The sequence below is a fragment of the Streptomyces sp. SID5464 genome, assembly GCF_009862985.1.
In the GTDB taxonomy this organism is placed as follows: Bacteria; Actinomycetota; Actinomycetes; order Streptomycetales; family Streptomycetaceae; genus Streptomyces; species Streptomyces chartreusis_D.
On the sequence record NZ_WWIQ01000002.1, the window covers coordinates 44,406 to 70,920 of the forward strand.

Annotated in this window: 17 protein-coding genes and 1 other RNA gene; 9 read left to right on the top strand and 9 right to left on the bottom strand. The window is 72.7% G+C overall.

The window, feature by feature from the left end:
- Positions 1-8 precede the first annotated feature (8 nt).
- The 8 genes from GTY47_RS01580 to GTY47_RS01615 form a co-directional block, all read right to left on the bottom strand.
- The gene (locus tag GTY47_RS01580) at positions 9-1,814 is read right to left on the bottom strand and encodes a hypothetical protein (RefSeq protein WP_010039837.1); all 1,806 of its coding nucleotides are present in this window, start codon (positions 1,812-1,814) and stop codon (positions 9-11) included.
- A complete protein-coding gene (locus GTY47_RS01585; RefSeq protein WP_010039838.1) occupies positions 1,811-4,051 on the bottom strand; it encodes a bifunctional glycosyltransferase family 2 protein/CDP-glycerol:glycerophosphate glycerophosphotransferase in 2,241 nt (746 codons plus the stop codon). The genes GTY47_RS01580 and GTY47_RS01585 overlap by 4 nt, the downstream gene beginning before the upstream one ends.
- Positions 4,052-4,059: 8 nt before the next feature.
- Positions 4,060-6,261 carry a CDP-glycerol glycerophosphotransferase family protein gene (locus GTY47_RS01590; protein WP_010039841.1) on the bottom strand — a complete coding sequence of 734 codons (2,202 nt, stop codon included), beginning with the start codon at positions 6,259-6,261 and terminating at the stop codon, positions 4,060-4,062.
- Positions 6,262-6,421: 160 nt separating this feature from the next.
- The gene (locus GTY47_RS01595) at positions 6,422-8,683 is read right to left on the bottom strand and encodes a bifunctional glycosyltransferase family 2 protein/CDP-glycerol:glycerophosphate glycerophosphotransferase (RefSeq protein ID WP_010039843.1); all 2,262 of its coding nucleotides are present in this window, start codon (positions 8,681-8,683) and stop codon (positions 6,422-6,424) included.
- Between the two features lie 142 nt (positions 8,684-8,825).
- Positions 8,826-9,686: a carbohydrate ABC transporter permease gene (locus GTY47_RS01600; RefSeq protein WP_010039845.1), complete on the bottom strand. Its 861-nt coding sequence runs from the start codon at positions 9,684-9,686 to the stop codon at positions 8,826-8,828.
- Positions 9,683-10,966 carry a sugar ABC transporter permease gene (locus tag GTY47_RS01605; protein WP_086012513.1) on the bottom strand — a complete coding sequence of 428 codons (1,284 nt, stop codon included), beginning with the start codon at positions 10,964-10,966 and terminating at the stop codon, positions 9,683-9,685. Before GTY47_RS01605 ends, GTY47_RS01600 begins: the two co-directional genes overlap by 4 nt.
- 67 nt (positions 10,967-11,033) lie before the next feature.
- A complete protein-coding gene (locus tag GTY47_RS01610; protein ID WP_010039852.1) occupies positions 11,034-12,437 on the bottom strand; it encodes an ABC transporter substrate-binding protein in 1,404 nt (467 codons plus the stop codon).
- A gap of 189 nt (positions 12,438-12,626) precedes the next feature.
- Complete coding sequence (locus GTY47_RS01615; RefSeq protein ID WP_010039853.1) at positions 12,627-16,478, bottom strand: FHA domain-containing protein; 3,852 nt, start codon at positions 16,476-16,478, stop codon at positions 12,627-12,629.
- A gap of 362 nt (positions 16,479-16,840) precedes the next feature.
- Between GTY47_RS01615 and GTY47_RS01620 the strand changes: the two genes are divergently transcribed.
- The 4 genes from GTY47_RS01620 to GTY47_RS01635 all read left to right on the top strand — a co-directional run bounded on the left by GTY47_RS01620 (position 16,841) and on the right by GTY47_RS01635 (position 21,992).
- Positions 16,841-18,535, top strand: coding sequence for a serine/threonine-protein kinase (locus GTY47_RS01620; RefSeq protein ID WP_010039854.1), 1,695 nt, complete (start codon positions 16,841-16,843; stop codon positions 18,533-18,535).
- A 122-nt stretch (positions 18,536-18,657) separates the two neighbouring features.
- Entirely contained in the window at positions 18,658-19,902 is a 1,245-nt protein-coding gene (locus tag GTY47_RS01625) for a serine/threonine-protein kinase (RefSeq protein ID WP_010039855.1), read from the top strand.
- Between the two features lie 72 nt (positions 19,903-19,974).
- Positions 19,975-21,081 carry a peptide chain release factor 2 gene (gene prfB / locus GTY47_RS01630; RefSeq protein WP_010039856.1) on the top strand — a complete coding sequence of 369 codons (1,107 nt, stop codon included), beginning with the start codon at positions 19,975-19,977 and terminating at the stop codon, positions 21,079-21,081.
- A gap of 290 nt (positions 21,082-21,371) precedes the next feature.
- Positions 21,372-21,992, top strand: a complete 621-nt coding sequence (locus GTY47_RS01635) for an LPXTG cell wall anchor domain-containing protein (protein ID WP_010039857.1) — start codon at positions 21,372-21,374, stop codon at positions 21,990-21,992.
- 116 nt (positions 21,993-22,108) lie between these two features.
- Here GTY47_RS01635 and GTY47_RS01640 read toward each other — a convergent pair whose 3' ends face one another.
- On the bottom strand, positions 22,109-22,300 hold the full coding sequence (locus tag GTY47_RS01640) for a hypothetical protein (RefSeq protein ID WP_010039859.1): 192 nt from the start codon (positions 22,298-22,300) through the stop codon (positions 22,109-22,111).
- Positions 22,301-22,535: 235 nt separating this feature from the next.
- Here GTY47_RS01640 and ftsE point away from each other — a divergent pair, with 235 nt between their 5' ends.
- The 5 genes from ftsE (at position 22,536) to ssrA (ending at position 26,473) form a co-directional block, all read left to right on the top strand.
- Complete coding sequence (gene ftsE, locus GTY47_RS01645; protein ID WP_003990615.1) at positions 22,536-23,225, top strand: cell division ATP-binding protein FtsE; 690 nt, start codon at positions 22,536-22,538, stop codon at positions 23,223-23,225.
- A 40-nt stretch (positions 23,226-23,265) separates the two neighbouring features.
- Positions 23,266-24,183, top strand: coding sequence for a permease-like cell division protein FtsX (ftsX, locus tag GTY47_RS01650; RefSeq protein ID WP_010039864.1), 918 nt, complete (start codon positions 23,266-23,268; stop codon positions 24,181-24,183).
- A 68-nt stretch (positions 24,184-24,251) separates the two neighbouring features.
- A complete protein-coding gene (locus GTY47_RS01655; RefSeq protein WP_173937288.1) occupies positions 24,252-25,421 on the top strand; it encodes a S41 family peptidase in 1,170 nt (389 codons plus the stop codon).
- Between the two features lie 46 nt (positions 25,422-25,467).
- Complete coding sequence (gene smpB, locus GTY47_RS01660; RefSeq protein WP_010039871.1) at positions 25,468-25,947, top strand: SsrA-binding protein SmpB; 480 nt, start codon at positions 25,468-25,470, stop codon at positions 25,945-25,947.
- 122 nt (positions 25,948-26,069) lie between these two features.
- Positions 26,070-26,473, top strand: a transfer-messenger RNA (tmRNA) gene (gene ssrA / locus GTY47_RS01665).
- The last annotated feature ends 42 nt before the right edge of the window (positions 26,474-26,515 follow it).

Below are 26,515 nucleotides of genomic sequence, written 5' to 3' on the forward strand. Positions count from 1 at the left end.
TGCCGACGTCAGTCGCACAGCGCCCGCTCCGCCGCGGCCGGCCAGCGCGCGAACCGGAACCGCGTCCGCTCGAAGGAGCCCGTGAGGTTCTGCCAGAACCGCTCGGCGGTGAGCGGCGCGCGCACCGACTCCCTCAGCTCGGCCAGCTCGCCGCAGCCCAGCGCCGCCCGGGCCGCCTTAACCGCCTCCCGGGAGGCCCCGGCCCGCAGCAGGTCCCGCTGCGGCGGGTGTTCCACCGCCCACTCCGCGAAGACCCAGTAGTTGCGCAGGAACTTCTCGTGCCCGGGCCAGCTCCACCGCTCCAGCGCGAGATGCGCGCCGACGGGACTGGCCAGCCCCCAGGCGTCGTTCACATAGGCGTCGAGCGGCGCCGCGGCTCCCGTGACACCGAGATGACGCCCCACGATCACCACGTGGTACGGGGAGTCCTCCCGCATCGGCGTGGCGTGCAGCCGGCGCGCGGCGTCGAAGTACAGCAGCGTCGGCCGGGGCGCCCGCGCGGCCCGTGCCAGCATGCCGCGCCCCTCCGGCAGGGCCGGCCAGTTGGCCACCCAGGTGGCGGTGCGCACCGGGTTGTGGTCGCCGAGGCCCTCCACGTCGGAGCTGCGCACGTTGAACGAGCCGGGCGTGCTGCGCACGTCGAACGGCGCCCGCAGCGGGCTGACCGCCGCGCACAGCCACACCAGCAGCAGCGCGCTCGCGACCCCCGTGAACCTGGTCGCCGGCACGACCAGGACCGGCAGGAGCAGCAGCAGGAGGGCGGGCAGGATCATCCGGGCGTGCATGTAGTCGCCGCCGACGCGGACGACGTACCCGGCCAGCAGCGCACCCGCCGCGAGCGGCGCCAGCAGCACTGCGAGCGAGGCCCGGCCCGGGGCGCGGTCCCGCCGCTCCCGGCGGATGCGCCGCACCAGCAGGACGGCCGTCGCGGCGAGCACGGGCACGACGGGCCACAGCCAGTACGGCCCGAGCGTCTCCTGCACATAGCCGGCGCCCCGGCCCCAGTCGCTGGCGCTCGCCTCCTTGGCGATGGCGGGCAGCGGCACCAGGATCCCGTAGTACCCCGCGCGGAACACCTCGTACGCCAGCGGCAGCGCCACCGCCGAGGCCGCCACGGCCGCGGTACCCCGCCGGGACGGGCGCAGCACCCACCACTGCGCCGTCAGGAAGCACACCGTGACCACCGCGAGATCGGGCCGGACCAGCGGCCCCAGCCCGAACACGAAGGCGGCGGCGTACGTCACCCGCGCCTGCTGACCGCGCCGGGTGCCCGTCAGCAGCCACCACGACAGGCCCGTCCAGAAGGAGCCGAGGCCGCTCTCCAGGCCCGAGGTCATGTACGACCAGAACGGCGGCACGGCCAGCAGCACGAACACCCCCGCCGGGAGCAGCAGCCCCGCGCCCCGGTGCAGCCGGCCCGTGGCGTACAGGGCGAGCCCGAACCCGGCCGTGCTCAGCAGCAGCCCCAGCCCGACCGCGAGGAACGCCGGGTCCTCGCCGGTGACCCAGGTGCCGAGCGCGAGCAGCCACTGCCACAGGGTGCCGGTCGAACTCTCCGCCCGTTCCCCCACGTTGAACACGGGCCCGTTGCCCGCCAGGATCTGCCGGACCGGACGCAGATAGATCAGCCCGTCGTCGCAGATCCAGCGCCGCCGGTAGCCCAGCACGAACAGGGCCGCGGTCGGTACGGCGACCAGGGCCGCGTGCCACCAGCGCACCGGCCGCAGCCGCTCGACGGCGCCCGGCGGCCGGGCCGATGAGGCACGCTGGCCGGGCAGGGAGGGCACGGCCTCGGGGGTGGCGGGAGTCGTCATCGCTCGACCAGCGTCCCGGACCGGGCCGGCAACCCCGGGGTGCGGCGGGCCGCGGGCAGCGGCGCACCGCCCCGCTCGCCCAGCATCAGCAGGCGTACGACCCGCTCGGCGGCCTGCCCGTCCTCGAACTCGCAGTACCGCTCCCTGAAGCCCGCCCGCAGCCGCGCCGACTCCGCGTCCTGCCAGGTGCCGGACACGAACAGCCAGGCCAGTTCCCGGTACGAGCGCGACACGTGCCCCGGCGCGTCGGCCGTGATGTCGAAGTAGGCGCCCCGGCTCGCCGTGAACGCGCCCCAGTCGTCGGCGTGCACCACGACCGGCCGGTCGAGGAGGACGTAGTCGAACATCAGGGCGGAGTAGTCGGTGACCAGCGCGTCGGCGGCGAGCAGCACGTCCTCGACGTGCGGCTCGTCGGTCGCGTCCACCACCACGCCCCGCCGGTGCAGGTCGGCGAGGCCCAGGCCGCGCGCCACGCCCCCGGCGAGCGACGGGTGCAGGCGGACGACGAGCGTGTGGCCGGGGCCGAGGTCCGCGGCGAACCGGGCCAGGTCGAACCGGTCCACGTGCCCGCCCCGCCGGTAGTCGCGACGGGTCGGCGCGTACAGCACGACCGTGTGGCCGGCGGGGATGCCGAGCCGCTCGCGCACGGCCCGGCCCCGCTCCGGGCCGGCGCCGACCAGCACGTCGTTGCGCGGGCTGCCCGTGCGCAGCGAGGTGAAGTGGCACGGGTACGCCCGCTCCCAGGCCCGCTCCGCGTGCCGGCCCGCGACCAGGCTGTAGTCCCAGCGGTCGGCGCGGTACAGCATCTGCGGCACGTCGAACCCGTGCCGGGCACCCGGCTTGGTCAGCAGGTCCGCGCCCATGTACTTGAGCGGGGTGCCCTGGTGGGTGTGGATGTGGACGCTGCCGGGGCGCTTGGCCAGGGTGCCGGGCCAGTTGACGTTGTTCACCCAGTACGTGGCCCGCGCCATGACCTCGTGGTAGCGCCGCGAGCCCGGCGTCACGTGGTCGATGCCGGGCGGCAGCGCGTCCACGGCGTCCTCCCGGACCACCCACACGCCCCGGATGTGCGGGGCGAGCTCGCGCGCCTTGGCGTGGATCGCGGCCGGGTCGCCGGACACGCCCCGGTGGTGGGTCGCCGAGTAGACCGCGAGATGCGGATCGAGGGGCCGCTTCGACTGGGCCCGGTACCAGGTGCGCACGGCGACGTCCGACGCCTTCCGCGCCACCCGCCGCCGCCCTCCCAGGGCGGCCGCGCGTACGTCCCGCAGCCCCCGCACCACCGCGTACGACGCGTAGGGCGCCGACGCCAGCAGCCGCATCTCGACCCCGCGCCAGCCGGCCGGCTCCGGGAAGCCGCCCTCGGGGAGGTGGCGGCGGTGGAATGAGCGGATCTCACGGTAGAAGTCGCCCCGGTCGGCGGGCCGCACCCGGTCCTCCCGGGACAGCACGAACAGCATGTGGTCCAGGGCCCGCTCCAGCAGCAGCGGCCGGGCCCAGTCGAGGTCGGGGCGCTGCTCCAGGAACGCGAACAGGCCCTCGTACTGCGGGAAGATCTCGAAGTGCCGGCGCCCCGGCGTCTTGGTGATCGCGCCCTGCCGGCGCTGCCGGTACTCCACCCCGATCCGGTCCAGGCAGGCGATGCGGTCCGCCAGCACCATCGACCGGTAGGTGACCGGCGCGTCCTCGTACAGCCCCGGCGCGTACCGAAGGCCGTGCTCCTGGAAGAAGGACCGGCGGTACGCCTTGTTCCAGGCGACCAGGAAGAGGTTCAGGTACTGCGGGCTCTCCCGGATGCCGAAGGTGTCCGTGCCCGCGGCGGCCAGCAGGTCGGCCGCCTCACTGCGCCCGCCCCGGCCCCACCAGTAGGTGCGCACGTGGTCGAAGACCAGGATGTCCGGCTCGCCGGTCGTTTCGAGGCGGGCGGCGACGGCCGCCAGCAGGCCCGGCGTGTAGTGGTCGTCGCTGTCGAGGAAGAGGACGTAGTCGCCGGCCGCCTGCTCCAGACCGGCGTTGCGGGCCCGGCCCAGGCCGACGTTCTCGGGCAGGTGCAGCACCCGCACCCGGGCGTCGCGGCCCGCGTACTCGTCGAGGATCGCACCGCTGCCGTCCGGCGAGCGGTCGTCCACGGCGATCACCTCGAAGTCGCCGTACGACTGGCCGAGCACCGAGTCGAGACACTCGCGCAGGAAACCCTGCACCTTGTAGACGGGGACGATGATGCTGAAGCGGGGCACTTCTTCGGTCAGCTCCTTACGAGGGTGGCTGCGGCGGGGGCCGGGACGCGCTCCGCGAGCGGGATCACGGGCGGGATCGACTCGGGCGGCTCGCCCAGGAGCACCCGGCGTACGACGCGCTCGGCGGCCCGCCCGTCGTCGAACTGGCAGAAGCGCTCCCGGAACGCGGCGCGCAGGGCCGTGGCGGACTCGTCCGCGTAAGTGCCGTCGCGGAAGACGGCCGCCAGTTCCTCGGGCGTGCGGGCGACCCGGCCGGGCGGGAACCGCATCAGGTCGAAGTAGACGCCCCGGATCTCCCGGTAGACCTCCCAGTCGTCGGCGTACACGACGATCGGCCGGTCCAGGTTGGCGTAGTCGAACATGATCGACGAGTAGTCGGTGATCAGCGCGTCGGCGGCCAGGCACACGTCCTCGGAGGAGCGGTGCCCGGTGACGTCGATGATCCGGCCGCCGCCCCGGCTCGCCCCCTGGTCGTAGAAGTAGTGGGCGCGCAGCAGCACCACGTGGTCGTCGCCGATCGCCTCGCAGAACTCCGCCAGGTCCAGGCCCGACTCGAAGCCGGTGGCGTAGTCGCGGTGCGTGGGCGCGTAGAGCAGGGCCTTCTTGCCGTCCGGGATGCCCAGCTCCTTGCGGACGCGGGCGACGTCCTCGGCGGACGCCGTGCAGTAGACGTCGTTGCGCGGATAGCCGTACTCGAGGGTCTCGTGCGCGCCCGGGAACGCCCTCTCCCACATCTCGGTGGAGTGCCGGTTGGAGGTGAGGTTGTAGTCCCAGCGGTCGACCCGGGCCAGCAGCTTGGCGAAGCTCCCGGTCGCCGCGGCCACCACGGGGTACGTCGCCTGGTCGGCGCCCATCTTCTTCAGCGGTGTGCCGTGCTGGGTCTGCAGGTGCACGCTGCCGGGGCGTTTGACGACGGCGTCCGCGAAGTTGGCGTTGTTGACGAGGTACTTGGCGCGGGCCAGCACCTGCCAGTACTTCCGGCTGCCGATCACCGCGTACTCCACGCCGGGCGGCACGGCGTCCACCGCCCCCGGCTCCACCAGGAACACCGAGCGCAGGTGCGGGGCGAGCTCGCGGGCCTTGGCGTGGATCGCGGCCGGGTTGCAGGCGTAGCCGCGGCCCCAGTACGCGCAGTACACGACGAGGTTCTCGTCGAGGGGGAGACGCAGGCCCACCGCGTACCGCAGGCGGGTGCGCAGCCCCGTGGGGCGCGGCAGCAGCGCGGCGGCCCGCACGGCCCGCCGGTTGGCGGCGCGCAGGGTACGGAACGCGGCGTACGACCCGGACGCCAGCAGCCGGTGCTGGACGCCGAGGCTGCCGCCGGGCGGCTGGTAGTCCGCGGGGCGGTGCCGGCGGTAGAGCGTGCTCGCCCGGCGGAAGAAGGCGCGCCGCCCGGCCGGCAGTCGCCGGGGACGCGCGGCCGTCTTCAGGACGGCGGCGAAGAGCTGCTCGAACAGCGGCTCCAGCCGGTCCGCGGGCAGCCCCTGCTCGACGGCCCGCGTCAGTACCAGCTCGGTCTGGTCGAGAAGCTCGGCGTGGTGCCCTCCGGGCAGGTTGAGGCGGTTGCCCTGCCGGCGCAGCAGATGCCGGACGACGACCGCGCGCAGGGTCGCCACCCGCTCCGCCCGCAGGGTGACCAGCCCGCCGAATCCGGTGTCGGTGAAGTGGTCCCCGGGGAAGGCGATGCCCTGCTCGGTGAGGAAGGCCCGGCGGTAGGCCGCGCTCCACGCCGGCAGCGCCACGCCCGTCAGCCGCGGGACCCGGCCGGGCGAGAAGGCCCCGTCCGGTGTGCCGGCCAGCAGGGGCGCCGCCGGGTTGACCGGCTCGCCCTCCCACCAGGGGGTGCGCTCGTGCTCGAAGTACAGGACGTCGACGTCGCCCACCTCGCCCAGCCGGGCGTCCAGCGCCGCCAGCGCCCCCGGCACCAGGACGTCGTCGCCGTCGAGGAAGAGCACATGGCCGCCGACCGCCGACCGCAGCCCGGTGTTGCGCGCCCCGGCCAGACCGGCCGACGGCGGCGAGTGCACCGGCGTCACCCGGGAGTCCCGCTCGGCGTACCCGGCGACGACGTCCGCCGCGGGTGAGTCGGGCGCGTCGCACACCGGGATCAGCTCGAAGTCGCCGAACGACTGGGCGAGGACCGAGTCCAGCGCCTGGGACAGCCGGCCCGCGACCCCATGGGACGGGACGACGATGCTGAAGCGGGGCATTCTGCTCTTTCTGTCGAGGGTCGAGGGACTACGGAAGCGGGGTCGCGTCAGACGACGCGACGGCGTACCGGCCTCCCGGACGGGCGCCAGGAGGGCGGCCGGCTCGGTGTCGGCCGCGACGGGCTGGAGGGCATGTGAACTCCCACGCGTGAGAACGGCTTCAGAGGACGTCGGTGACGACGGGCGGACCGGCCGGCTGCGGCACCGTGGCGAGCGGCTCGCGCGCCAGCGCGGCCGCCGCCGACGGCACCGGCCTGCGCTCGTCGAGCGGTACGACCGGCGGCAGGTCCGACTCCCCGAGGACGACCCGGCGGACGACCCGCTCGGCGGCCCGGCCGTCGTCGTACGTGCAGAACCGCTCCCGGAACGCCGAGCGCAGCTGGGCCGACCGGGACCCGCGCCAGTGGCCGGTGGCGAAGATGTCGATCAGTTCGTCCTCACCGCGCGCCACCGCGCCCGGCGGGAAGGAGCGCAGGTCGAAGTAGGTGCCGCGGGCAGCGTCGTACGCCTCCCAGTCGTCGGCGTGGATCACGATCGGACGGTCCAGGTTGGCGTAGTCGAACATCAGCGAGGAGTAGTCCGTGACCAGGGCGTCCGAGGCCAGGCACAGCGACTCGACACTCGGGTGGTCACTGACGTCGACGACCCGGCCGCAGGTGCTGGTCAGCGGGGCGTCGTAGGAGTGGTGGGCGCGGGCCAGCACGAGGAAGCGCGGGCCCAGGCGGCGCACGATCCGCTGGAGGTCGAGGGCGTGGAGCTGGGAGCGGCGGTAGTCGCGGCGGGTCGGCGCGTAGAGGATCGCCACCGTGCCCTTGGGGATGCCGAGGGAGGCGCGCAGCCGGGCCACGTCCGCCGTGGTCGCCGTGCGGAACACGTCGTTGCGGGGGTAGCCGTACTCCAGCGTGGTGTAGCGGCCGGGGTGGACCCGCTCGTGGGTGAGGGTGGTGTGGCGGTTGGCGGACAGCACGTAGTCCCACTGGTCGAGGCCCTTGAGCAGCCGGGCGAAGTCCCTGCCCCGGGCCGCCGCCGGGCGCTCCTGGAGGTCGAGGCCGATGTGCCCCAGCGGGGTGCCCTGCCCGGTCTGGATCAGGGTCTGGCCCCGGCGCTTGACCAGACGGTGGTCGAAGTCGGTGTTGCTGACCAGGTAGGCGGAGCGGGCGAGTGCCGTCCAGTAGGCGGCCGTGCCGGGGGCGAGGCGGCGCGGGCCCGGCGGGATCGTGTGGTGGTGCTCGGGACGGGCGATCCACGCCGTGCGGATGTGCGGCGCGAGATCGCGGAACGCGGACTCCAGCGCGCCCGGGTTGCAGCTGTGGCCCCGGCCGTCGTAGGCGGTGAAGACGGCCCGGTCGGCGCGCAGCGGGAGACAGCGCTGGACGCGGTAGTGGAGCCCGAGGGCGGTGGACCGCACACCGCGCAGCAGCTTCCCGGTGGTCCGCGCGACGCGGCGGTGCAGGGCCGACGCCAGCCGGAGCGTGCGGTAGGTGCGGTGCAGGCCGAAGCGGATCAGGGTGTGGTGGACCCGGCAGCGCAGGGGGACGCGGACACCGGGGGTGCGGTAACGGCGGTAGTGGGCGCGGGCCCGGCGCATGAAGTCGGCGTGCGAGCCGCGGGGCAACCGGTCCGGCCGGGAGTACACGATCGCCAGGTGATGGACCATGCGGCGGAACAACACCGGCCGCCACCGCGCCAGTTCGGGCCGCTCCTGCAAATACGCGAACACCCGGTCGTACTGGTCGAAGACATCGAAGTGCCGCTCGCTGGTGGTGCGCAGGATGCTGCCCTGCCGGCGCTGCCGGTAGTGCACGCAGACGCGGTCGAGGGTCGCGATCGACTCCGCGGTCATCAGCACCGGGTACGTCCACGGCGTGTCCTCGTAGTAGCCGGGCGGGAAGGCGAACCCCTTCTCCTCGACGAACTCCCGCCGGTAGGCCTTGTTCCAGGCGACCATCAGCAGCCTCAGCAGGCCCGGTCGGTCCTCCAGGCGGAACGGGGCCGGGCCCTGCTCGGTGAGCTGGAGGGCCGCCTGGTTGCGGACCGCCTCACCCGTCCAGTACGTGCGCGCGTAGTCGAAGACCAGGACGTCCGGATCGCCCGTCTCCTTCAGCCGGTCCGCGATGGCGCGCAGCGCGTCGGGCGTGAGGGTGTCGTCGCTGTCGAGGAACAGCAGGTAGTCGCCGCTCGCGTGGGCCGCGCCGGCGTTTCTCGCGCGGCCCAGGCCGACGTTCTCCGGCAGGTGGACGGGGTGGACGCGCGCGTCGCGGGCGGCGAACTCGTCGATGATCGCGCCGCACGCGTCCGGCGAGCAGTCGTCGACGGCGATCAGTTCCAGATCGGGACAGGACTGGGTGAGCACCGATTCGAGGCACTCGTGCAGGTACGCCTGAACCTGGTACGCGGGGACAATGACACTGAACCTGGGCAAGAGGCCATCCATCGGTCGGCGCGGGCGTTCGGCCCGGGAACGGCCGGTGGGCCGAGTTGGTTACGGCGGCTACGGCATCCGGGGGAACGCGCAAGGGGCGGACCGCGACCGGTCCGCCCCTCCAACTGCCTTGCACTGAACGCTACTTGACGGCTCCTGCCATCACGCCGGACACGAACTGCCGCTGGAACGCGAAGAAGACGGCCAGCGGGACCACCATCGAGATGAACGCGCCGGGCGCCAGCACGTCGATGTTGTTGCCGAACTGCCGTACCTGCGTCTGGAGTGCGACCGTGATCGGCTGGCTCCCGGAGTCCGAGAAGATCAGCGCGACCAGCATGTCGTTCCACACCCACAGGAACTGGAAGATGCCGAGCGAGGCGATCGCCGGACCGCCGAGCGGCATCACGACACGGAAGAACAGGCGCAGTTCACCCGCCCCGTCCAGACGCGCCGCCTCCAGCAGCTCCCGAGGGATCTCCGCGAAGAAGTTCCGCAGCAGGAACACCGCGAAGGGCAGACCGAAGCCGACGTGGAAGAGCACCACGCCGATCACCGAGCCGAAGATGCCGATGTTGCCGAAGAGTTCGGCGATCGGGATCAGCGCGACCTGCACGGGCACGACCAACAGGCCGACCACACCCAGGAACCACCAGTCCCGGCCCGGGAACTCCATCCAGGCGAAGGCGTAACCCGCCAGCGAGCCGATGATCACGACCAGCAGCGTCGCCGGGACGGTGATCCACACCGTGTTGATCAGGCTGCTGGTGATGTCGTCGTTCTCCAGCAGTTTCGAGTAGCTGTCGAAGGTGATCTGGGACGGCTCGGTGAACACCTTCCACCAGCCGCTCGCCGCGATGTCCTCCGGCGAACGGAGACTGGCCAGCAGCAGACCGATCGTCGGCACCAGCCAGAACAGGCCGACGACGATGAGGAACACCCGCACCAGCCCGCCGCTGACCCCCTCGGCCAGCCGGGACCCCAGCGACTGCTTCGTCTTCATCGCCGCACCTCCCGCCTCAGCCGACGCACGTTGAACCACATCACCGGGATCACGAGCAGCAGCAGGAACACCGAGATGGCGCTGGCGATGCCCGGCTGGTCCTCGGAGAAGCCCTTGCGGTACAGCTCCAGGGCGAGGACGTTCGCGTCGTCCTGCGCGGAGCCGGGGGCGATGATGAAGACCAGGTCGAAGATCTTCAGCACGTTGATCATGAGGGTGACGGTGACGACCGCGAGGACCGGCGCCAGCAGCGGCACCGTGACCCGTCGGAACACCTGCCACTCGGTCGCGCCGTCGACCCTGGCCGCCTCCAGGAGTTCACGCGGCACGCCCGCGAGCCCGGCCGCGATCAGCACCATCGCGAAGCCCGCCCACATCCAGATGTACGCGCCGATGATGGCCGGGGTGACCAGGGACGGGCCGAGCCAGTCCAGGCCGTTGTACGGCTCCTTGAAGTTGCTCGCGGGCAGGCGGAGTTGGGCCCCGTCGGCCGAGGCCGGCAGCGTGAAGGTGCCGTCGTCGGCGGCCGTCGCCGAGGCCACGACCCTGCCGTCCTTCACGGCCTCGACCTTCATGCCGGCGTAACCCAGTTCGGACGAGTCGACCCGGTTGAGCGTCCCCACGCCCTTGCCCCGCGTGAAGTCCTGCCAGGTCGTACCGGTGATCTTGTCCGGCTCGGGCTTCGCCGCCACGGCGGGCTTCGCGCCGTCCGGCATCAGGTCCGGCGCGACACCCACCAGGGGCAGTGAGACGGTCTCGCCCGCGCGGACGGGCGATTTGGTGATGAACGCGCCCCCGCCCGCCGGCTCCAGCGGCGACTCCCGGCCCGGGTGGGCCTTCGGGAAGGCCGACGCCTGGGCGAACGTGTCGTGCACGCCCACCCACACCGCGTTCGCGACGCCCTTGTCCGGGTCCTGGTCGTACACCAGGCGGAAGATGATGCCCGCCGCCAGCATCGAGATCGCCATCGGCATGAAGACGACCAGCTTGAAGGCCGTGCCCCAGCGCACCCGTTCGGTCAGCACCGCGAAGATCAGGCCGAGCGCCGTCGCGACCGTCGGCGCGAACACCACCCAGATGATGTTGTTCTTCAGCGCGGTGCGGATGCCCTCGTCGGTGAAGAGGGCCTTGTAGTTGTCTATTCCGGCGAAGCCGTCGCCGGACTGGTCGTAGAAGCTGCGGACCACCGAGTACCCGATCGGGTACACCACGAGCGCGCCGAGCAGGACGAGCGCGGGCAGCAGGAACAGCGCCGCGACGGTCCTGCGGGTGCCGGTCACACTCTTGCGCGACTTGGGAGCGGCAGGGGGCTTGACGCCCCCTGCCGCCGTGGCCGACGTCATGCCGTCAGCCTCCGTAGGCCGCGGCCGCTTCGGCCTCCAGCTTCGCTTGCGTGCCCGCGATGTCCTTCGGGTTCTTCAGGAAGTCCTGGAGGATCTTCCACTCGCCCTTGCCGGGGGTGCCGCCGAAGGCCTGCGGGGCCTGGTCGGACATGTCGAAGCGGAAGTCGTCACCGGCGTCGATGAGCGCCTTGGCGATCCTCTGCTGCACCGCGTTCGGGTACGCGGAGTTCGGCACGTTCTTGTTGGGCGACAGGTAACCGCCGAGCTTCGCCTGAATCTGCGCGGCGTCCGGCGAGGCCAGCCAGGTGGCCAGCGCCTGTGCTCCCTTCGAGTCCTCCAGGATCACGGCCGCGTCACCGCCCGAGACCACCGGCCCGTTGTCCCCGACCGCCGGGAACGGGAACACCTTCGCGTCCGTCCCGACCTTCATGCTCTTCGGGATGTTGACCTGTGCGAAGTCGCCCGCGGCGACCATGGCGGCCTTGGGCTGGTCCCCGCCGGTGAAGACCTGTGTGACGGAGGCCGGGAAGTCGGTCTGCAAGGCCCCGTTCGCGATGTAGTCGGGCTTGCCCCAGACCTGCGCGAGGGTGGTCAGCGCGTCCTTCACGGACGGGTCCGTCCACTTGATCTCGTGCTTGGCCAGCTGGTCGTACTTCTCCGGGCCGGCCTGCGAGAGGTACACGTTCTCGAACCAGTCGGTCAGCGTCCAGCCCTCGGCGCCGCCGACGGAGAACGGGGTGACGCCGGAGTCGTAGACGGTCTGCGCGGTGTTGAGCAGATCCGGCCAGGTCTCGGGCTCACTCGCCCCGGCGTTCTCGAAGACCTGGTTGTTGTACCAGATCAGGGACTTGTTGGCGGCCTTGTAGTAGACGCCGTACTGCTTGCCGCCCACCTTGCCGATGTCCTGCCAGCCCTGCGAGTAGTTCTCGCCGAGCTCCTTGAGCGCCTCCGAGCCGAGCGGCTTGGCCCAGCCCCGGTCGACGGCCTGTTTGATGGCGCCCGGCTGCGGCAGCATCGCGATGTCCGGCGGCTGCCCGCCGGCCACCTTCGAGCCGATGAAGTTGATGATCGGGTCCTGGGCGGGCACGAACGTGACCTTGGCGCCCGTGCGCTTCTCGAACTCCGCCAGGACCTTCTTGAAGTTGGCCTGTTCGGCGCCGGTCCACACGGCGGCGATCTCCAGGCTCGTCCCGTCGAGCTTCGGAAGGGTGACGTTGCTGGCGGCCTCCTCGGTGTTGCCCGGGCTTCCGCTGCTGTTGTTGTCGTCGCCTCCGCAGGCGGTGAGCGAGAGCGCGAGCGCTCCCGCGGCGACGGCGGCCGCGGCCTTGGCGGCTCTGCGGTGCTGGGGGGTCGCCTTGTCCCGCTGCGGCGACCAGCGTGTCCGGATGGTGCTGCTCGTCATGCGCATGACTGCCCCGTTCTTCGTTCCCTCGTCGAACGTCGAGCGCGCTCCCGTGCGATCTGGTCTACGCCCGGGTGTGCGGGGGCGGCAAGATGGCATCGGCTGTCAAGCGGGGGATCGTGACCCCCTCGTGACCAGCGACTCGTCCCTGATCAACGGACGGGGTCGGCATCCAGCCAGTGCCACGGACGAGTGCTACAGAAGCGACGGCACCTGAGCCGCCGAGACCTCCCGCGCCGCCCTTTCCAGCGCGCTGGCCAACAGTGCCAGGTCGGTCGGGCCGTTTCCGAGCTCCCGCACCGGACGCCGGGCCGGAGGGTCACCCATGCGGTGCCATTCCAGCGGTACGACCGTGGGACGCAGCGTCGCCGTCCGGGGGATACGGCCGGTGACCCGCCCGCCCTGGAACGGTGTGACCCGCCCGTCCGCACAGGTCAGCCTGCCCCGGCCGGGTGCGGGCTCCTCCGGCCCCGGGGCGGGGGTGTCGAGCGCGACGCGGAGGGTGGCCCGGCGCGCCGGTTCCGTCTCGGCCGTACGGGCGCACGGGCCGGTGGCGGCCACCAGGTGGACGCCCAGCCGCTCGCCCTCCCGGGCCACGGCCTCCAGCGCCCGCATCACCGACCCGGCCGCGGGCCGTCCGGTCGAGCCGAGGGCGGGTGAGACCAGCGCGTCCAGGTCGTCCACGACCACGACGAGCCGGGGCAGCGGCGGCGCCGCCTCCGTCCGCCGCCGGGCCGCCCCGGGCCGCAGCCGCATCGTCGAACTGGGCGGGGAGTCGAGATCCCCGGCCCCGGCGGCCGTCCCGGCGGTCGCCTCGGCCGGAGCGCCGCCCCGGGCCGTCGCCGTGCGCTGGGCGACCATACGGCCCGACAGCTCGCGCCCGGTGTGCCACTCGGCGAAGTCGGACCGCCCCAGCAGCTCGGCGCGCCGTTTCAGCTCGGCGCTCAGGGACTGCGCGAACTCGCGCATCCGGACCGGGTCGTGGGCCGTGAGGTACGTGGTGACATGCGGGACGTCCGTACACACGCGCAGTCCCTCGCCGGCCCCGCCGCCCGCGCCGGGGCCGCCCCGGCCGTCGACCAGCACGATGCCCAGCCGGTCCGGCCGCTCGGCGGCGGCCAGGGATGCGACGACCGCCCGCAGCAGCTCCGTACGGCCGCTGCCCGGCGGGCCCTCGACCAGCAGATGCGGTCCCTGGGCCGCGAGGTCCGCGCAGACCGGGCCGCGCGGCCCGGCGCCCAGCACCGCGCGCACCCGCCCGCCCAGCGCCTCGGTGTCGTCGGCCGCGTCCGCCCAGCGCGCCATCAACGACGCCGGGGTGGCACGGGCCAGGCCCAGCTCGTCCAGCAGCCGTGCCGCCTGGGGCAGCGGCGCCGAGACGCGCGGCTGCCGCTCACTCGCCGAGCCGTCCGTACGCAGCGGCGCCAGCGCCCGCGCGAACCGCTCGGCCCACGCGGGGGAGACGGCGTCGACGGTGGCGATGGTGCCGTGCCCGACGGGTCCGGCCGGTGAGTCCTCGCTCCCCACCCGGGCCACACGCATCAGCCGCAGGGCCGTCGCCACGTCCCCGCTGAGCAGCGCGACGGCACCGCACTGCCGGAACGTCGGCGCCACCGAGCAGGCCGCCTCGTAGGTCTCCGTCACGGGTGAGGCCGGGGAGGCTGCCGCGGTCTCGGCCAGGCAGACGACATGGATCCCGGCCCGGGGGCCTTCCAGCGCCAGCCGCGCGACGGCCGCACGCAGGTCGGCGCCGCCGGGATCGCCGTCCACGACGAGGACGGTGTACGGGCCGGCGAAGCCGGTGGCCGGCGCGGGGACGGGGGCGTCGTCCCGGGCCCACGAGGGGCGGCGGGGCACGGGTTTGGCGGTGCTGCTCGCCGGACCCTCACTGCCGTGAGCATCGGGGCCCGGCGCGTCGCCGCTCGGGCCGTCGGTCGCCCGGGCTCTGGAATAGCGCACGTTGCCCAGCAGCCCGTCGGCCCCCGGCGCGCCGCCTCCCGCGTCCGCCAGCTGGTCCTCCAGGCGGCGCAGGAGCTCGTCGGTGCGGGCGGCGGCCTGCTCCCGGTCGTAGGCGAGCAGCAGGCGGCAGTCCTGTCCGTGTCCGGGACGGACATGCGGCAGCCAGCCCAGCCAGGACCACTCGGCGGTGCGCTCCGCCAGGGGGCGGGAGCGGTCCGCGGCGATCAGGACGATCTCCAGTGTGTCGGGGGAGTGCAGCGCGGTGAGCTGCGCCAGCACGGCACGGGCCAGCCCGGCGAGCCGCGCCCGGGGCCCGGCCAGTCCCAGTGCGCCGACCTCGCGCAGCCCGGCGGTCACCGGCACCGCGGGCAGCAGCCCGGAGCCGTCCGGCGCGGCCCGGTCGGCCGTGCCGAGGCGGACCGCCAGCGCCTCCGGGTGCCCCGGCCCGCGCTCCCACAGCCGGGGCCCCGGCCCCAGCGCCGTCAGCAGCAGCGTGGCCGGATCCGGCCAGGTCTCCGGCACCGCCGGCCCGACGGTCGCCGAGTGCTCCGCCGCCACGTCGGCCGGCTCGTCCTCGTACGCCCCGCCCGCGGGAGCCCCCTGCTCGCCACGCCCGCCGGCCAGCCGCCGCGCCCACGCGCCGAGCCCGCCCCGCCTGCGCGTCCCCGGCGGAACGTCGGTGCCCCGCACAGGAGTGCCCTTGCGCCCGCGCCCGGACCGCTCGTCCGGGGCGCTCGCCGGGCCGCCGTCGTCCCCGGGGCGACCGCCGCTGACCGGGGCATGAGGGCCTACGCCCGTGCCGCCGCCGTCGTCGCCGTGGCGATCGCCTGCGCCCGGACCGGCTCCCTGGCCGGAACCGCCCAGCGCCCCGGCCCCGAATCGCCCCGCGTGTGTGTCCCCGGCGCCGAGCCCGTGCCGCGTCGCACCCTGCTGCCGGGGTGTGCTGGTGACGCCGTCGGGGGAGACCGCCGCCGATGAGCCCCCGGCGGCGCCGCGCTGCCGCGGAGCCCGGACCACGCCTTCCGGCGACGCCGTACGCGCCCCATCCCGTGACGGGGACGCAGGGTGCGCCGAGTCTCCGCCGGGGCCGGCGGGCCCCGAGCCCCCCTGGCCCCTGGCGATGCCCTGCTCCGACACACCGCCAGCCGGCCGCGAAGCCTCCGCGGCAGCTCCCGCACCCCTGCCCTCGGCCCGAGGTGCCCCGCCCTGCCCCGGCACCACCGCCGAGTCCTCCGAGCCGTGCCCCGCGGTACCCGGCGTGCCCCAGGCCGCCGAGCCGTAAGCGTGACGGGTCGGCGCGTCAGGGCCGGAGGGCGCGGCAGCCCCGGAGGATCTGCCCAGGTCGGCCGGACTCCCAGGGCCCGAAGACCTGGCGGCCCCGGCAGGGATGGAATGCGGCGCGCGCGTGCCCGCCCCCGCCCCGCCGACGGCACCCGGCACGCGCACGTGCCCCTCCCCGTCCGGCGTCGTGTCCACCCGGCCCCCCGGCCCCCCGGCGGGAGCCAGTCGCAGGGCCGATTCGCCGATCCGCAGCAGCGCCCCGGGGGCGAAACGGAGCGCCCGGCCGCCGACACGCGTGCCGTCCAGCGTCGTGCCGTTCGTGGAGTCGAGGTCGGCCACCGAGACGCGGCCGTCGGCGCTCACCGTCACCGCGCAGTGCAGCCGGGAGACGTCCGGGTCGTCCAGCGGCACGTCGGCGTCGGCGGAGCGGCCGATGCGGATCTCGCCGCCGTGCAGCAGGTGGACGCCACCGGCGTCGGGCCCGGCGACCACCTGGAGCTGGGCCGGGGCGTCGTCCAGCTCGGGATGCGGCTCCGGCTCGCCCGGCGCGCCCACGGACAGCACGGCACCGTCGGTCAGCGGTGGCTCGCCGAGCGTGCAGCGCTGGGCGTCGAGCCGCTGCTCCCCGGCGTACAGCACCGGGGAACCCGAGCCGTCACCGCCGAGGACCACCTGGGCGAGCCCCGAGGCCACCGCCGCGAGCGCCGTGCCGGCGGGCGCAGTGACCAGCACGTCGCAGCGCGCGGCGCGGTCCCGGGCCGGAGCCGCCAGGCCCAGCGGGTCTACGACGGTCAGCCGGATCTGCATCGCCGTCAGCGGTCCCTTCTGCCCGGGCGCGGAGTCCCCAACCCGCCCCCAGCACGTCGGCCAGTACTGCACGCATCCTCGCACCTGCCACTGACAGCGCGCCCCTCGCTCCGGAACAAGTGATCTTGATTGGTCGGCTCTGCCCGCAAAAGTGCCTGAGAGATGACCCACTCGCGATCAGTTGAGATCGGTCACGCTCACTCTCGGCAACCTCGAGACCGAGGTGAGCGTCTTTCCTTCGAACGCGTGTGAGAACGCATACGTAAGACCCACAGAATGACGACACCCCGGTCCCCGGCGGCACGGCACTACAGTGGGTCGGACAGGCCAGCAGGCAAGGCAAGCACCAGGGAGCGCATGACGTGCGGCCGGTAGGCAGCAAGTACCTGCTCGAGGAGCCGCTCGGACGCGGCGCCACGGGCACCGTCTGGCGAGCCCGCCAGCGCGAGACCGCGGGCGCCGAGGCGGCCGTGCCGGGACAGCCCGGCGAGACCGTCGCGATCAAGGTCCTCAAGGAGGAGCTGGCCGGCGACCCGGACATCGTCATGCGGTTTCTCCGGGAGCGCTCCGTCCTGCTCCGGCTGACCCACCCGAACATCGTCCGGGTCCGCGACCTGGTCGTCGAGGGCGAGCTGCTGGCGCTGGTCATGGACCTCGTCGAGGGCCCCGACCTGCACCGCTACCTGCGCGAGAACGGGCCTTTCAGCCCCGTCGCCGCGGCACTGCTCACCGCCCAGATCGCCGACGCGCTCGCCGCCAGCCACGCCGACGGCGTGGTCCACCGCGACCTCAAGCCGGCGAACGTCCTGCTCCAGCAGTACGACGGGCAGATGCACCCGCTGCTGACCGACTTCGGCATCGCCCGCCTGGCCGACTCCCCGGGCCTGACCCGCACCCAGGAGTTCGTCGGCACGCCCGCGTACGTCGCGCCCGAGTCCGCCGAGGGCCGCCCGCAGACCTCCGCCGTCGACATCTACGGCGCCGGCATCCTGCTGTACGAGCTGGTCACCGGCCGTCCGCCGTTCTCCGGCGGCTCCGCCCTGGAAGTGCTGCACCAGCACCTGAGCGCCGAGCCGCGCCGTCCCTCCACGGTCCCCGACCCGCTGTGGACGATCATCGAGCGCTGCCTGCGCAAGAACCCGGACGAGCGGCCCAGCGCCGAGAACCTCGCCCGTGGCCTGCGCGTCGTCGCCGAGGGCATCGGTGTGCACGCGAACTCCGCGCAGATCGCCGCCGCCGAGGGCGTCGGCGCGCTCCTGGCGCCCGACCCGGCGCCCGCACCCGTGCCGGACACGCCCGGCGCGGGCGACGCCGACCCCACCCAAATCCTCCCGCAGGGCGCCGGCTCGTACGACCCGAACGCCGCGACCAACGTCATGCCGCACACCGGCGGCCCGGCCGGCGCCGCCGACCCCACCGCCGTCCTGCCCGCCGGGCCGGGCCGGGGCGCGGCCGACCCGACCGCCGTCATGCCGCCGGTCCCGCCGGGCTCGCCCGGCCACCCCGGTCAGCAGGGCGGGCCCGAGGACCCGCACCCCTGGCAGAACCAGCTGCGGGCGGCCCGCGACCGCAACGAACAGACGCAGGTCCAGTACCTCGACCCGAACGAGGACCCGCTGCGCCGCCGCCCCCAGCGGCAGGTCGCCCGGCCCCAGCAGCAGCCTCCGCGCCGCCAGGCACCCCCGCCGGGGCCCGGCTACGGCCACCCGCAGCAGCAGCCCCAGCAGTACGCCCCCCAGCCCCAGCGGCCCCAGCCGCCGCAGCGGTATGCCCCGCCGGCGCCGCCGCCCCAGCAGCCGCAGCGGCCCCAGCGCGAGCCCCGGCAGCCGCGGCAGCGCAGCGCCAACCCGATGCGGATCCCCGGGCTCGGCTGCCTGAAGGGCTGTCTCTTCACGATCGTCATCCTGTTCGTCGCGGGCTGGCTGATCTGGGAGCTGAGCCCGCTCCAGGAGTGGATCGGCACCACCAAGGGCTACTGGGACCAGCTCACCGACTGGTTCAACACCGTGACCGGCTGGTTCGAGAAGCTCGGCGGTAGCAGTTCGGGCACGAACTGACCGGAACCACCCTGCGGGGTTGGTGATTTGTCGACACCTGGCGGGTGATTTCTGCCTCCGCAGTGAAGGTTGGCTCTCCGGACGCGTAGTTTTAACGACAACACGCGTCGGTAGGAGCAGCCTTGGCACGGAAGATCGGCAGCCGGTACACCGCCCACCAGATCCTGGGGCGGGGCAGCGCCGGCACGGTGTGGCTGGGCGAGGGTCCCGAAGGCCCCGTCGCCATCAAGCTGCTGCGCGAGGACCTCGCGTCCGACCAGGAACTCGTCGGGCGGTTCGTGCAGGAGCGCACGGCGCTGCTCGGCCTGGAGCACCCGCACGTGGTGTCGGTGCGCGACCTGGTCGTCGACGGCAACGACCTGGCGCTGGTCATGGACCTCGTCCGGGGCACCGACCTGCGGACCCGGCTGGAGCGGGACCGCCGCCTCGCGCCCGAGGCGGCCGTCGCGATCTCGGCCGACATCGCCGACGGGCTGGCGGCCGCGCACGCCGCGGGCGTCGTGCACCGGGACGTGAAGCCGGAGAACGTCCTCCTGGACATGCAGGGCCCCCTGGGCCCGGGCGGCTCCCACCGCGCCCTGCTGACCGACTTCGGCGTGGCGAAACTCATCGACACCCCGCGCCGGACCAAGGCCACGAAGATCATCGGCACGCCGGACTACCTCGCCCCGGAGATCGTCGAGGGGCTGCCGCCCCGCGCCTCCGTCGACATCTACGCCCTCGCCACGGTCCTCTACGAGCTGCTCGCGGGCTTCACCCCGTTCGGCGGCGGCCACCCGGGCGCGGTCCTGCGCCGCCACGTCACGGAGACGGTCGTCCCGCTGCCCGGCATCCCCGACGAGCTGTGGCAGCTGCTCGTCCAGTGCCTCGCCAAGGCCCCGGCCTCGCGGCTGCGGGCCTCGGAGCTCGGGGCCCGGCTGCGGGAGCTGCTGCCGATGCTGGCGGGCATGCCGCCGCTGGAGGTGGACGAGCCGGACACGGAGTCCGCCGAGGAGGCAGACCGGGAGGAGCAGCCCGCCGGACCGGCACCGGCCGAGCGGGTCCGGCGGCGGGGCGCGGTCCCTCTGGTGCCGGGCGCGAAACCGGCGGACTCCAACCGGGACACCCACACCTCGATGCGCGTACCGGCCCCCGACGAGCTGGCCGGGGGCGCCCACGGCACGGCCCGGGCCCCGCGCGCGTCGGGCACGCCCCGGCCGGGGTCGGCCCGCAACCGCGCCCTGGCCCGGCGCCGCCGCGTGGCCCTCGGCGCGGGCGCGGTCGTCCTGGCGGCGGCGGTCGGCGTCGGGGCGTGGCTGTCCACCTCGGGCGACGACGCGAGCGCACCTCCCCAGGACACGAAGAACTCGGCCCCGCAGTCCCCCTGACCTCCCAGCCGGCACCGGCCGGCCAGGACCGCCCGGCGATGGCCGCCGGGCGGAGCCGTTACGCTGGAGGGCGTGGCAGTCGTCGATGTATCCGAAGAGCTCAAGTCCCTCTCCTCGACCATGGAGTCGATCGAGGCCGTTCTGGACCTCGACAAGCTGAGGGCAGACATCGCCGTGCTCGAGGAGCAGGCGGCCGCGCCGTCCCTGTGGGACAACCCCGATGAGGCGCAGAAGATCACCAGCAAGCTGTCCCACCTCCAGGCCGAGGTGCGCAAGGCGGAGGCCCTGCGCGGTCGTATCGACGACCTCGCGGTTCTCTTCGAGATGGCCGAGGAGGAGGACGACCCGGACACCCGTGCCGAGGCGGAGTCCGAGCTCGTCGCCGTGAAGAAGGCGCTGGACGAGATGGAGGTCCGCACGCTCCTGTCCGGCGAGTACGACGCCCGGGAGGCCCTGGTGAACATCCGGGCCGAGGCCGGCGGCGTCGACGCCGCCGACTTCGCCGAGAAGCTCCAGCGCATGTACCTGCGGTGGGCCGAGCAGCGCGGCTACAAGACCGAGATCTACGAGACGTCGTACGCGGAGGAGGCCGGCATCAAGTCGACCACCTTCGCCGTCCAGGCGCCCTACGCGTACGGCACGCTCTCCGTCGAGCAGGGCACGCACCGGCTGGTGCGCATCTCGCCCTTCGACAACCAGGGCCGGCGGCAGACCTCCTTCGCGGGCGTGGAGATCCTGCCCGTGGTGGAGCAGTCCGACCACGTCGACATCGACGAGAGCGAGCTGCGGGTCGACGTCTACCGGTCCTCGGGCCCCGGTGGTCAGGGCGTGAACACCACGGACTCCGCGGTGCGCATCACCCACATCCCCACCGGCATCGTCGTCTCCTGCCAGAACGAGCGCTCGCAGATCCAGAACCGGGCGACGGCCATGAACGTGCTCCAGGCCAAGCTGCTGGAGCGGCGCCGCCAGGAGGAGCAGGCCAAGATGGACGCCCTCAAGGGCGACGGCGGCAACTCCTGGGGCAACCAGATGCGTTCGTACGTGCTGCACCCGTACCAGATGGTCAAGGACCTGCGCACCGAGTTCGAGGTCGGTAACCCCGAGGCCGTTTTCAACGGGGAGATCCAAGGATTCCTCGAAGCCGGAATTCGCTGGCGCAAGCAGCAGGAGAAGTAAGTTTGTCGACAAGGCAACTGCCGACGTCAGGGCGGCAGTTGCCTTTTCTGTGCCCGCATGTCTGGGTTTTACATCACACTCACAGAGTCAGACTCCCGGCATTGCCCCCGTAGTTGGACATGGCGCCCGCAAACGCCCTTGACGTGCCTTTGAAAAATGGGAAGGGTAAAGCGCGGCATGCGTATCTCTGGGGCGCATGTGAACCGGGGGGCTCCACACCGCAGCTACCCCCGTCGAGCACAGCTCCAAACGCTGCCTAATGACGATGAGCTACTGGGGGTAGCAACCACATGACGAAGAAGACGCGGATCCGTGTCGCGCGGATAGCGGCCGGTGCCGTGATCGCCGCCGGTGCCTCGCTGACCGCCGCCGGTGCCGCATCCGCCGCGGAGTCCGAGGACTGCCTGCTCGGCATCCTGTGCGCCGAGGAGTCGCCGGTCCCGACGCCGCCGACCACCCCGCCGGTCCCGACCGACATCCCCACCGACGTCCCGACGGACCTCCCGACCGACCCGCCGTCGACCGAGGACCCGACCGACGAGCCGACCGAGCCCACGGACGAGCCCACCGAGCCGACCGAGGACCCGACGTCCCAGCCGACCGACCCGGGCAACGGCAACGGCAACGGCGGCGGGAACGGCAACGCCAACGGTGGCGGGAACGGCGGTGGCAACGCCGCCGACCCCGACGGCGGCGCCGCCCCGCAGGAGGAGGGCTCCTCGTCCCTCACCGACACCGGCTCGGACGCCACCCCGGCGCCGCAGGCCCAGGGCAACGGCCAGGAGCTCGCCGAGACGGGTGCCGCGCAGACCACCTTCCTGGTGATCGGCGCCGCCACGATGATCGCCGGCGGTGTCGGCTTCCGCGTCCTGCCGCGCCTCATGGGCGGCCGCGGCGGGGCTGCCGCCTGACGGTAGCCGCGTCCGTACGGACGGTAGGCGCAGCGCACAGCGCCGAGGGCCCGGAGCGTTCCGCTCCGGGCCCTCGGCCGTGTCTTAAGGGGTCTTTCGAGCCGCTGAGCGCGCCGCTAGGCGGTCTGGTGCGCCAGCAGCGCGACCGCGGCGATCAGCACGGTCAGCAGTGCGATCAGGGTCATCGGGTTCAGACCCGCGAGGAAGTTCTCCTGCTGCATCCGCTCGCGGTTCGCACGGCACACAGGGCACCGGCCCTCGCTCACGGGCGCCGCGCAGTTCGCGCACACCAGCCGGTCGTACGTCATGCGCTCGCCCTCCTTGCGCCGGTTCCTTGTGTGTAACGCTCGCGGGGGCGCGAACGTTCCCTCTCCACTGTGCCAGGTTCCTCCGGAGGGTGCGCGGTCCGCTGCAGTTCCCCGCACCCCTTGAGGTCGGCACAAAACAGCACATCCACGGCGCAACCACAGCGGGTGACTGCGGTCTGCTGCCCGGTTCGCGTATGGTCACGCTCATCTACCCCCGGCGACCCGTGGTGCATCCGTGATCCGATTCGACAATGTCTCCAAGGTCTACCCCAAGCAGACCCGCCCCGCCCTCAGGGATGTCTCCCTGGAGGTCGAGAAGGGCGAGTTCGTCTTCCTCGTGGGGTCCTCCGGCTCCGGAAAGTCCACCTTCCTGCGGCTGATCCTCCGCGAGGAGCGGTGCAGTCACGGGCAGGTGCACGTTCTCGGCAAGGACCTCGCGCGCCTGTCCAACTGGAAGGTGCCGCAGATGCGGCGCCAGCTGGGGACGGTCTTCCAGGACTTCCGCCTGCTGCCGAACAAGACGGTCGGCGAGAACGTCGCCTTCGCGCAGGAGGTCATCGGCAAGTCGCGCGGCGAGATCCGCAAGTCCGTGCCGCAGGTGCTCGACCTCGTCGGGCTCGGCGGCAAGGAGGACCGGATGCCCGGCGAGCTGTCCGGTGGTGAGCAGCAGCGTGTGGCCATCGCCAGGGCCTTCGTCAACCGGCCCAAGCTGCTCATCGCCGACGAGCCCACCGGCAACCTCGACCCGCAGACCTCCGTCGGCATCATGAAGCTGCTCGACCGCATCAACCGGACGGGCACGACCGTGGTGATGGCCACGCACGACCAGAACATCGTGGACCAGATGCGCAAGCGCGTCATCGAACTGGAGAAGGGCCGCCTCGTCCGCGACCAGGCCCGCGGTGTCTACGGCTACCAGCACTGAGACCGCACCAGAGAGTCACGGAAAGGCATAACCAGTCGCCATGCGCGCCCAGTTCGTCCTGTCGGAGATCGGCGTCGGTCTCCGCCGCAATCTGACGATGACCTTCGCCGTCGTCGTCTCCGTCGCCCTGTCGCTCGCCCTGTTCGGCGGGTCGCTCCTGATGAGCGACCAGGTCAACACCATGAAGGGCTACTGGTACGACAAGGTCAACGTCTCGATCTTCCTCTGCAACAAGAGCGACGCCGAGTCCGACCCCAACTGCGCCAAGGGCGCGGTGACGGACGACCAGAAGAAGCAGATCAAGGCCGACCTCGACAAGATGGACGTCGTCCAGACGGTCACCTACGAGTCGCAGGACCAGGCGTACAAGCACTACAAGGAGCAGTTCGGCGACTCCCCGCTGGCCAGCTCCCTCACGCCGGACCAGATGCAGGAGTCGTACCGCATCAAGCTGAAGGACCCGCAGAAGTACCAGGTGATCGCCACCGCCTTCAACGGCCGGGACGGCGTGCAGTCCGTGCAGGACCAGAAGGGCATCCTGGACAACCTCTTCAAGCTGCTGAACGGCATGAACTGGGCCGCGCGCGCGGTGATGGCGCTGATGCTGGTCGTCGCGCTGATGCTGATCGTCAACACCGTGCGCGTCTCGGCGTTCAGCCGCCGGCGCGAGACCGGCATCATGCGCCTGGTCGGCGCCTCGGGCTTCTACATCCAGGCGCCGTTCATCATGGAGGCCGCGGTCGCCGGGCTCATCGGCGGCACGCTCGCGTGCGCCTTCCTGCTGATCGCCCGGTACTTCCTCATCGACCACGGACTGGCCCTGGCCGACCAGCTGACACTGATCAACTTCATCGGCTGGGACGCCGTCCTGACGAAGCTGCCGCTCATCCTCGCCACGAGCCTGCTGATGCCCGCGTTGGCCGCGTTCTTCGCGTTGCGCAAGTACTTGAAGGTGTGACGCATACCAAGAGGGGCCGTACGGTCAACCAGCCGTACGGCCCTTCCCCTTGTCCTAGACTCACCGCCATGTCAGGTCGTGACCCGTTCTGTCAGCCCCGTCGCATCCGCCGCGGGGCCGCCCTGACATTGATGTTCGCCAGCGTGCTCGTCGCCGGCGCGGCCACGGGATCCCTCCCGCAGGCCGAGCGGAAGTCCGCGCCGGACGAGGCCCGTTCGGCCGTCCCGGCCGGGCACCACGCGGACGTCACCAGGGCGGCCGAGGAGGCCATGGCCGTCGGCAAGTCGCCGATGGAGGCCGCGAAGCGTGCCGTCAGCCGCAGCGGGGACCGCTGGGGAGCCGTCTACTCCCGGGGCGAATACGAGGAGTTCGAGGAAAGCCTCGACGGCCAGTACACCGGCGTCGGCCTGTGGGCGCGCAGCGAACGTGACGGCCGCATCGAGGTGACGAAGGTGCGCGCCGGGTCGCCCGCGGCCACCGCCGGGATCCGCCCCGGAGACCTGCTGCGCAGCGTCGACGGCGAGAAGACCGACGGGCGGCCCGTCACCGAGATCGTCTCCTTACTGCGCGGGGACGCCACCGACGCCCCCGCCGGCACCACCGTCCGACTCGGCCTGGAGCGCGGTACGCGCGCGTGGACCGAGACCCTGCGCCGGGCCCAGCTGTCCACGGACTCGGTCGATGTTCGAAAAGCCGCCGGCCCGGTCACCGTCATCCGGGTCGACACCTTCACCAAGGGCTCCGGCGACCAGGTCCGCGAGGCCGTCCGGCAGGCCCCGCCCCGCGCCGGGATCGTCCTCGACCTGCGCGGCAACTCCGGCGGCCTGGTCACCGAGGCGGTCACCGCCGCCTCCGCCTTCCTCGACGGCGGTCTGGTCGCCACGTACGACGTCGACGGCCGGCAGCGCGCCCTGCACGCCGAGCCCGGTGGCGACACGACGAGACCCCTGGTCGCGCTCGTCGACGGCGGGACGATGAGCGCGGCCGAACTCCTCACCGGCGCTGTCCAGGATCGCGGACGGGCGCTCGTCGTGGGCTCCCGGACCTTCGGCAAGGGCTCGGTCCAGATGCCGAGCCGGCTGCCCGACGGCTCCGTCGCGGAGCTGACCGTCGGGCACTACCGCACCCCTTCCGGCCGAGCGGTCGACGGCCGGGGCATCACGCCCGACCTGGAGGCCGACGAGGGAGCCCTCCAGCGGGCCGAGACCGTGCTGCGCGGCCTGGCCGGTCCCTCGTAATCCACTTCCCGCGGGCCCCCTCCGTAGTGCGAAAATGGGCGGCACTATGGCTAAGGAAAAAGGGCGCAAGCTGATCGCGCAGAACAAGAAGGCGCGGCACGACTACCTCATCATCGACACCTACGAGGCCGGTCTGGTCCTCACCGGCACCGAGGTGAAGTCGCTGCGCCAGGGACGGGCGTCGCTGGTCGACGGCTTCGTGCAGATGGACGGGCACGAGGCGTGGCTGTACAACGTGCACGTGCCGGAGTACAGCCAGGGCACGTGGACCAACCACAGCGCGCGGCGCAAGCGGAAGCTGCTGCTGCACCGCGAGGAGATCGACAAGCTGGAGTCGAAGTCGCAGGAGACGGGTCACACCATCGTGCCCCTCGCCCTGTACTTCAAGGACGGCCGCGCCAAGGTCGAGATCGCGCTGGCGAAGGGCAAGAAGGAGTACGACAAGCGTCAGACGCTCCGCGAGAAGCAGGACCGGCGCGAGGCCGAGCGGGTGATCTCGGCGGTGCGGCGGAAGCAGCGGGCGTAGGCCCTCCGGGGTGCGTGGGAATACGCTGGCATCGACCTGCGTTGGTCACGTACGATGGCACCTGCACCTCACAGCGGGTGCGAGTCCCCTCTCGCGGGGGACGACGATTGAAAAATCAACATGGGGATGATCGGTTTCGACAGCGGCTGTCGAAGCAGGGGAAGCGTGTCGAGGAAGCGGCCATGATCTCGTAAACCACAGGCCGAAAAAAATAATCGCCAATTCCAAGCGATCCATCTCCCAGGGCGAGCTCGCCCTCGCTGCCTGATCTTCAGGTAGCGAGCAGCGGCTCCCCTACTTAAGGGAGTGTCAGCCCGGGGGTGTTCCCGACCCGGATCCTGGCATCATCTAGGGAACTAAACCTCGATCCCGGTCACGGGGTGAAGAGGGAAACCACACAGTGACTGGGCCCGTCGGAGACTTGTCGGCGTGATCTCCGGGGCCGAGAAAAGCACAGCCGACTGCACACGGAGAAGCCCTGGTTCCACACCGTTGGACGCGGGTTCGATTCCCGCCATCTCCACTCATCCCATGTGGGCACAGGCCCCGTCGCTCACGAGCGGCGGGG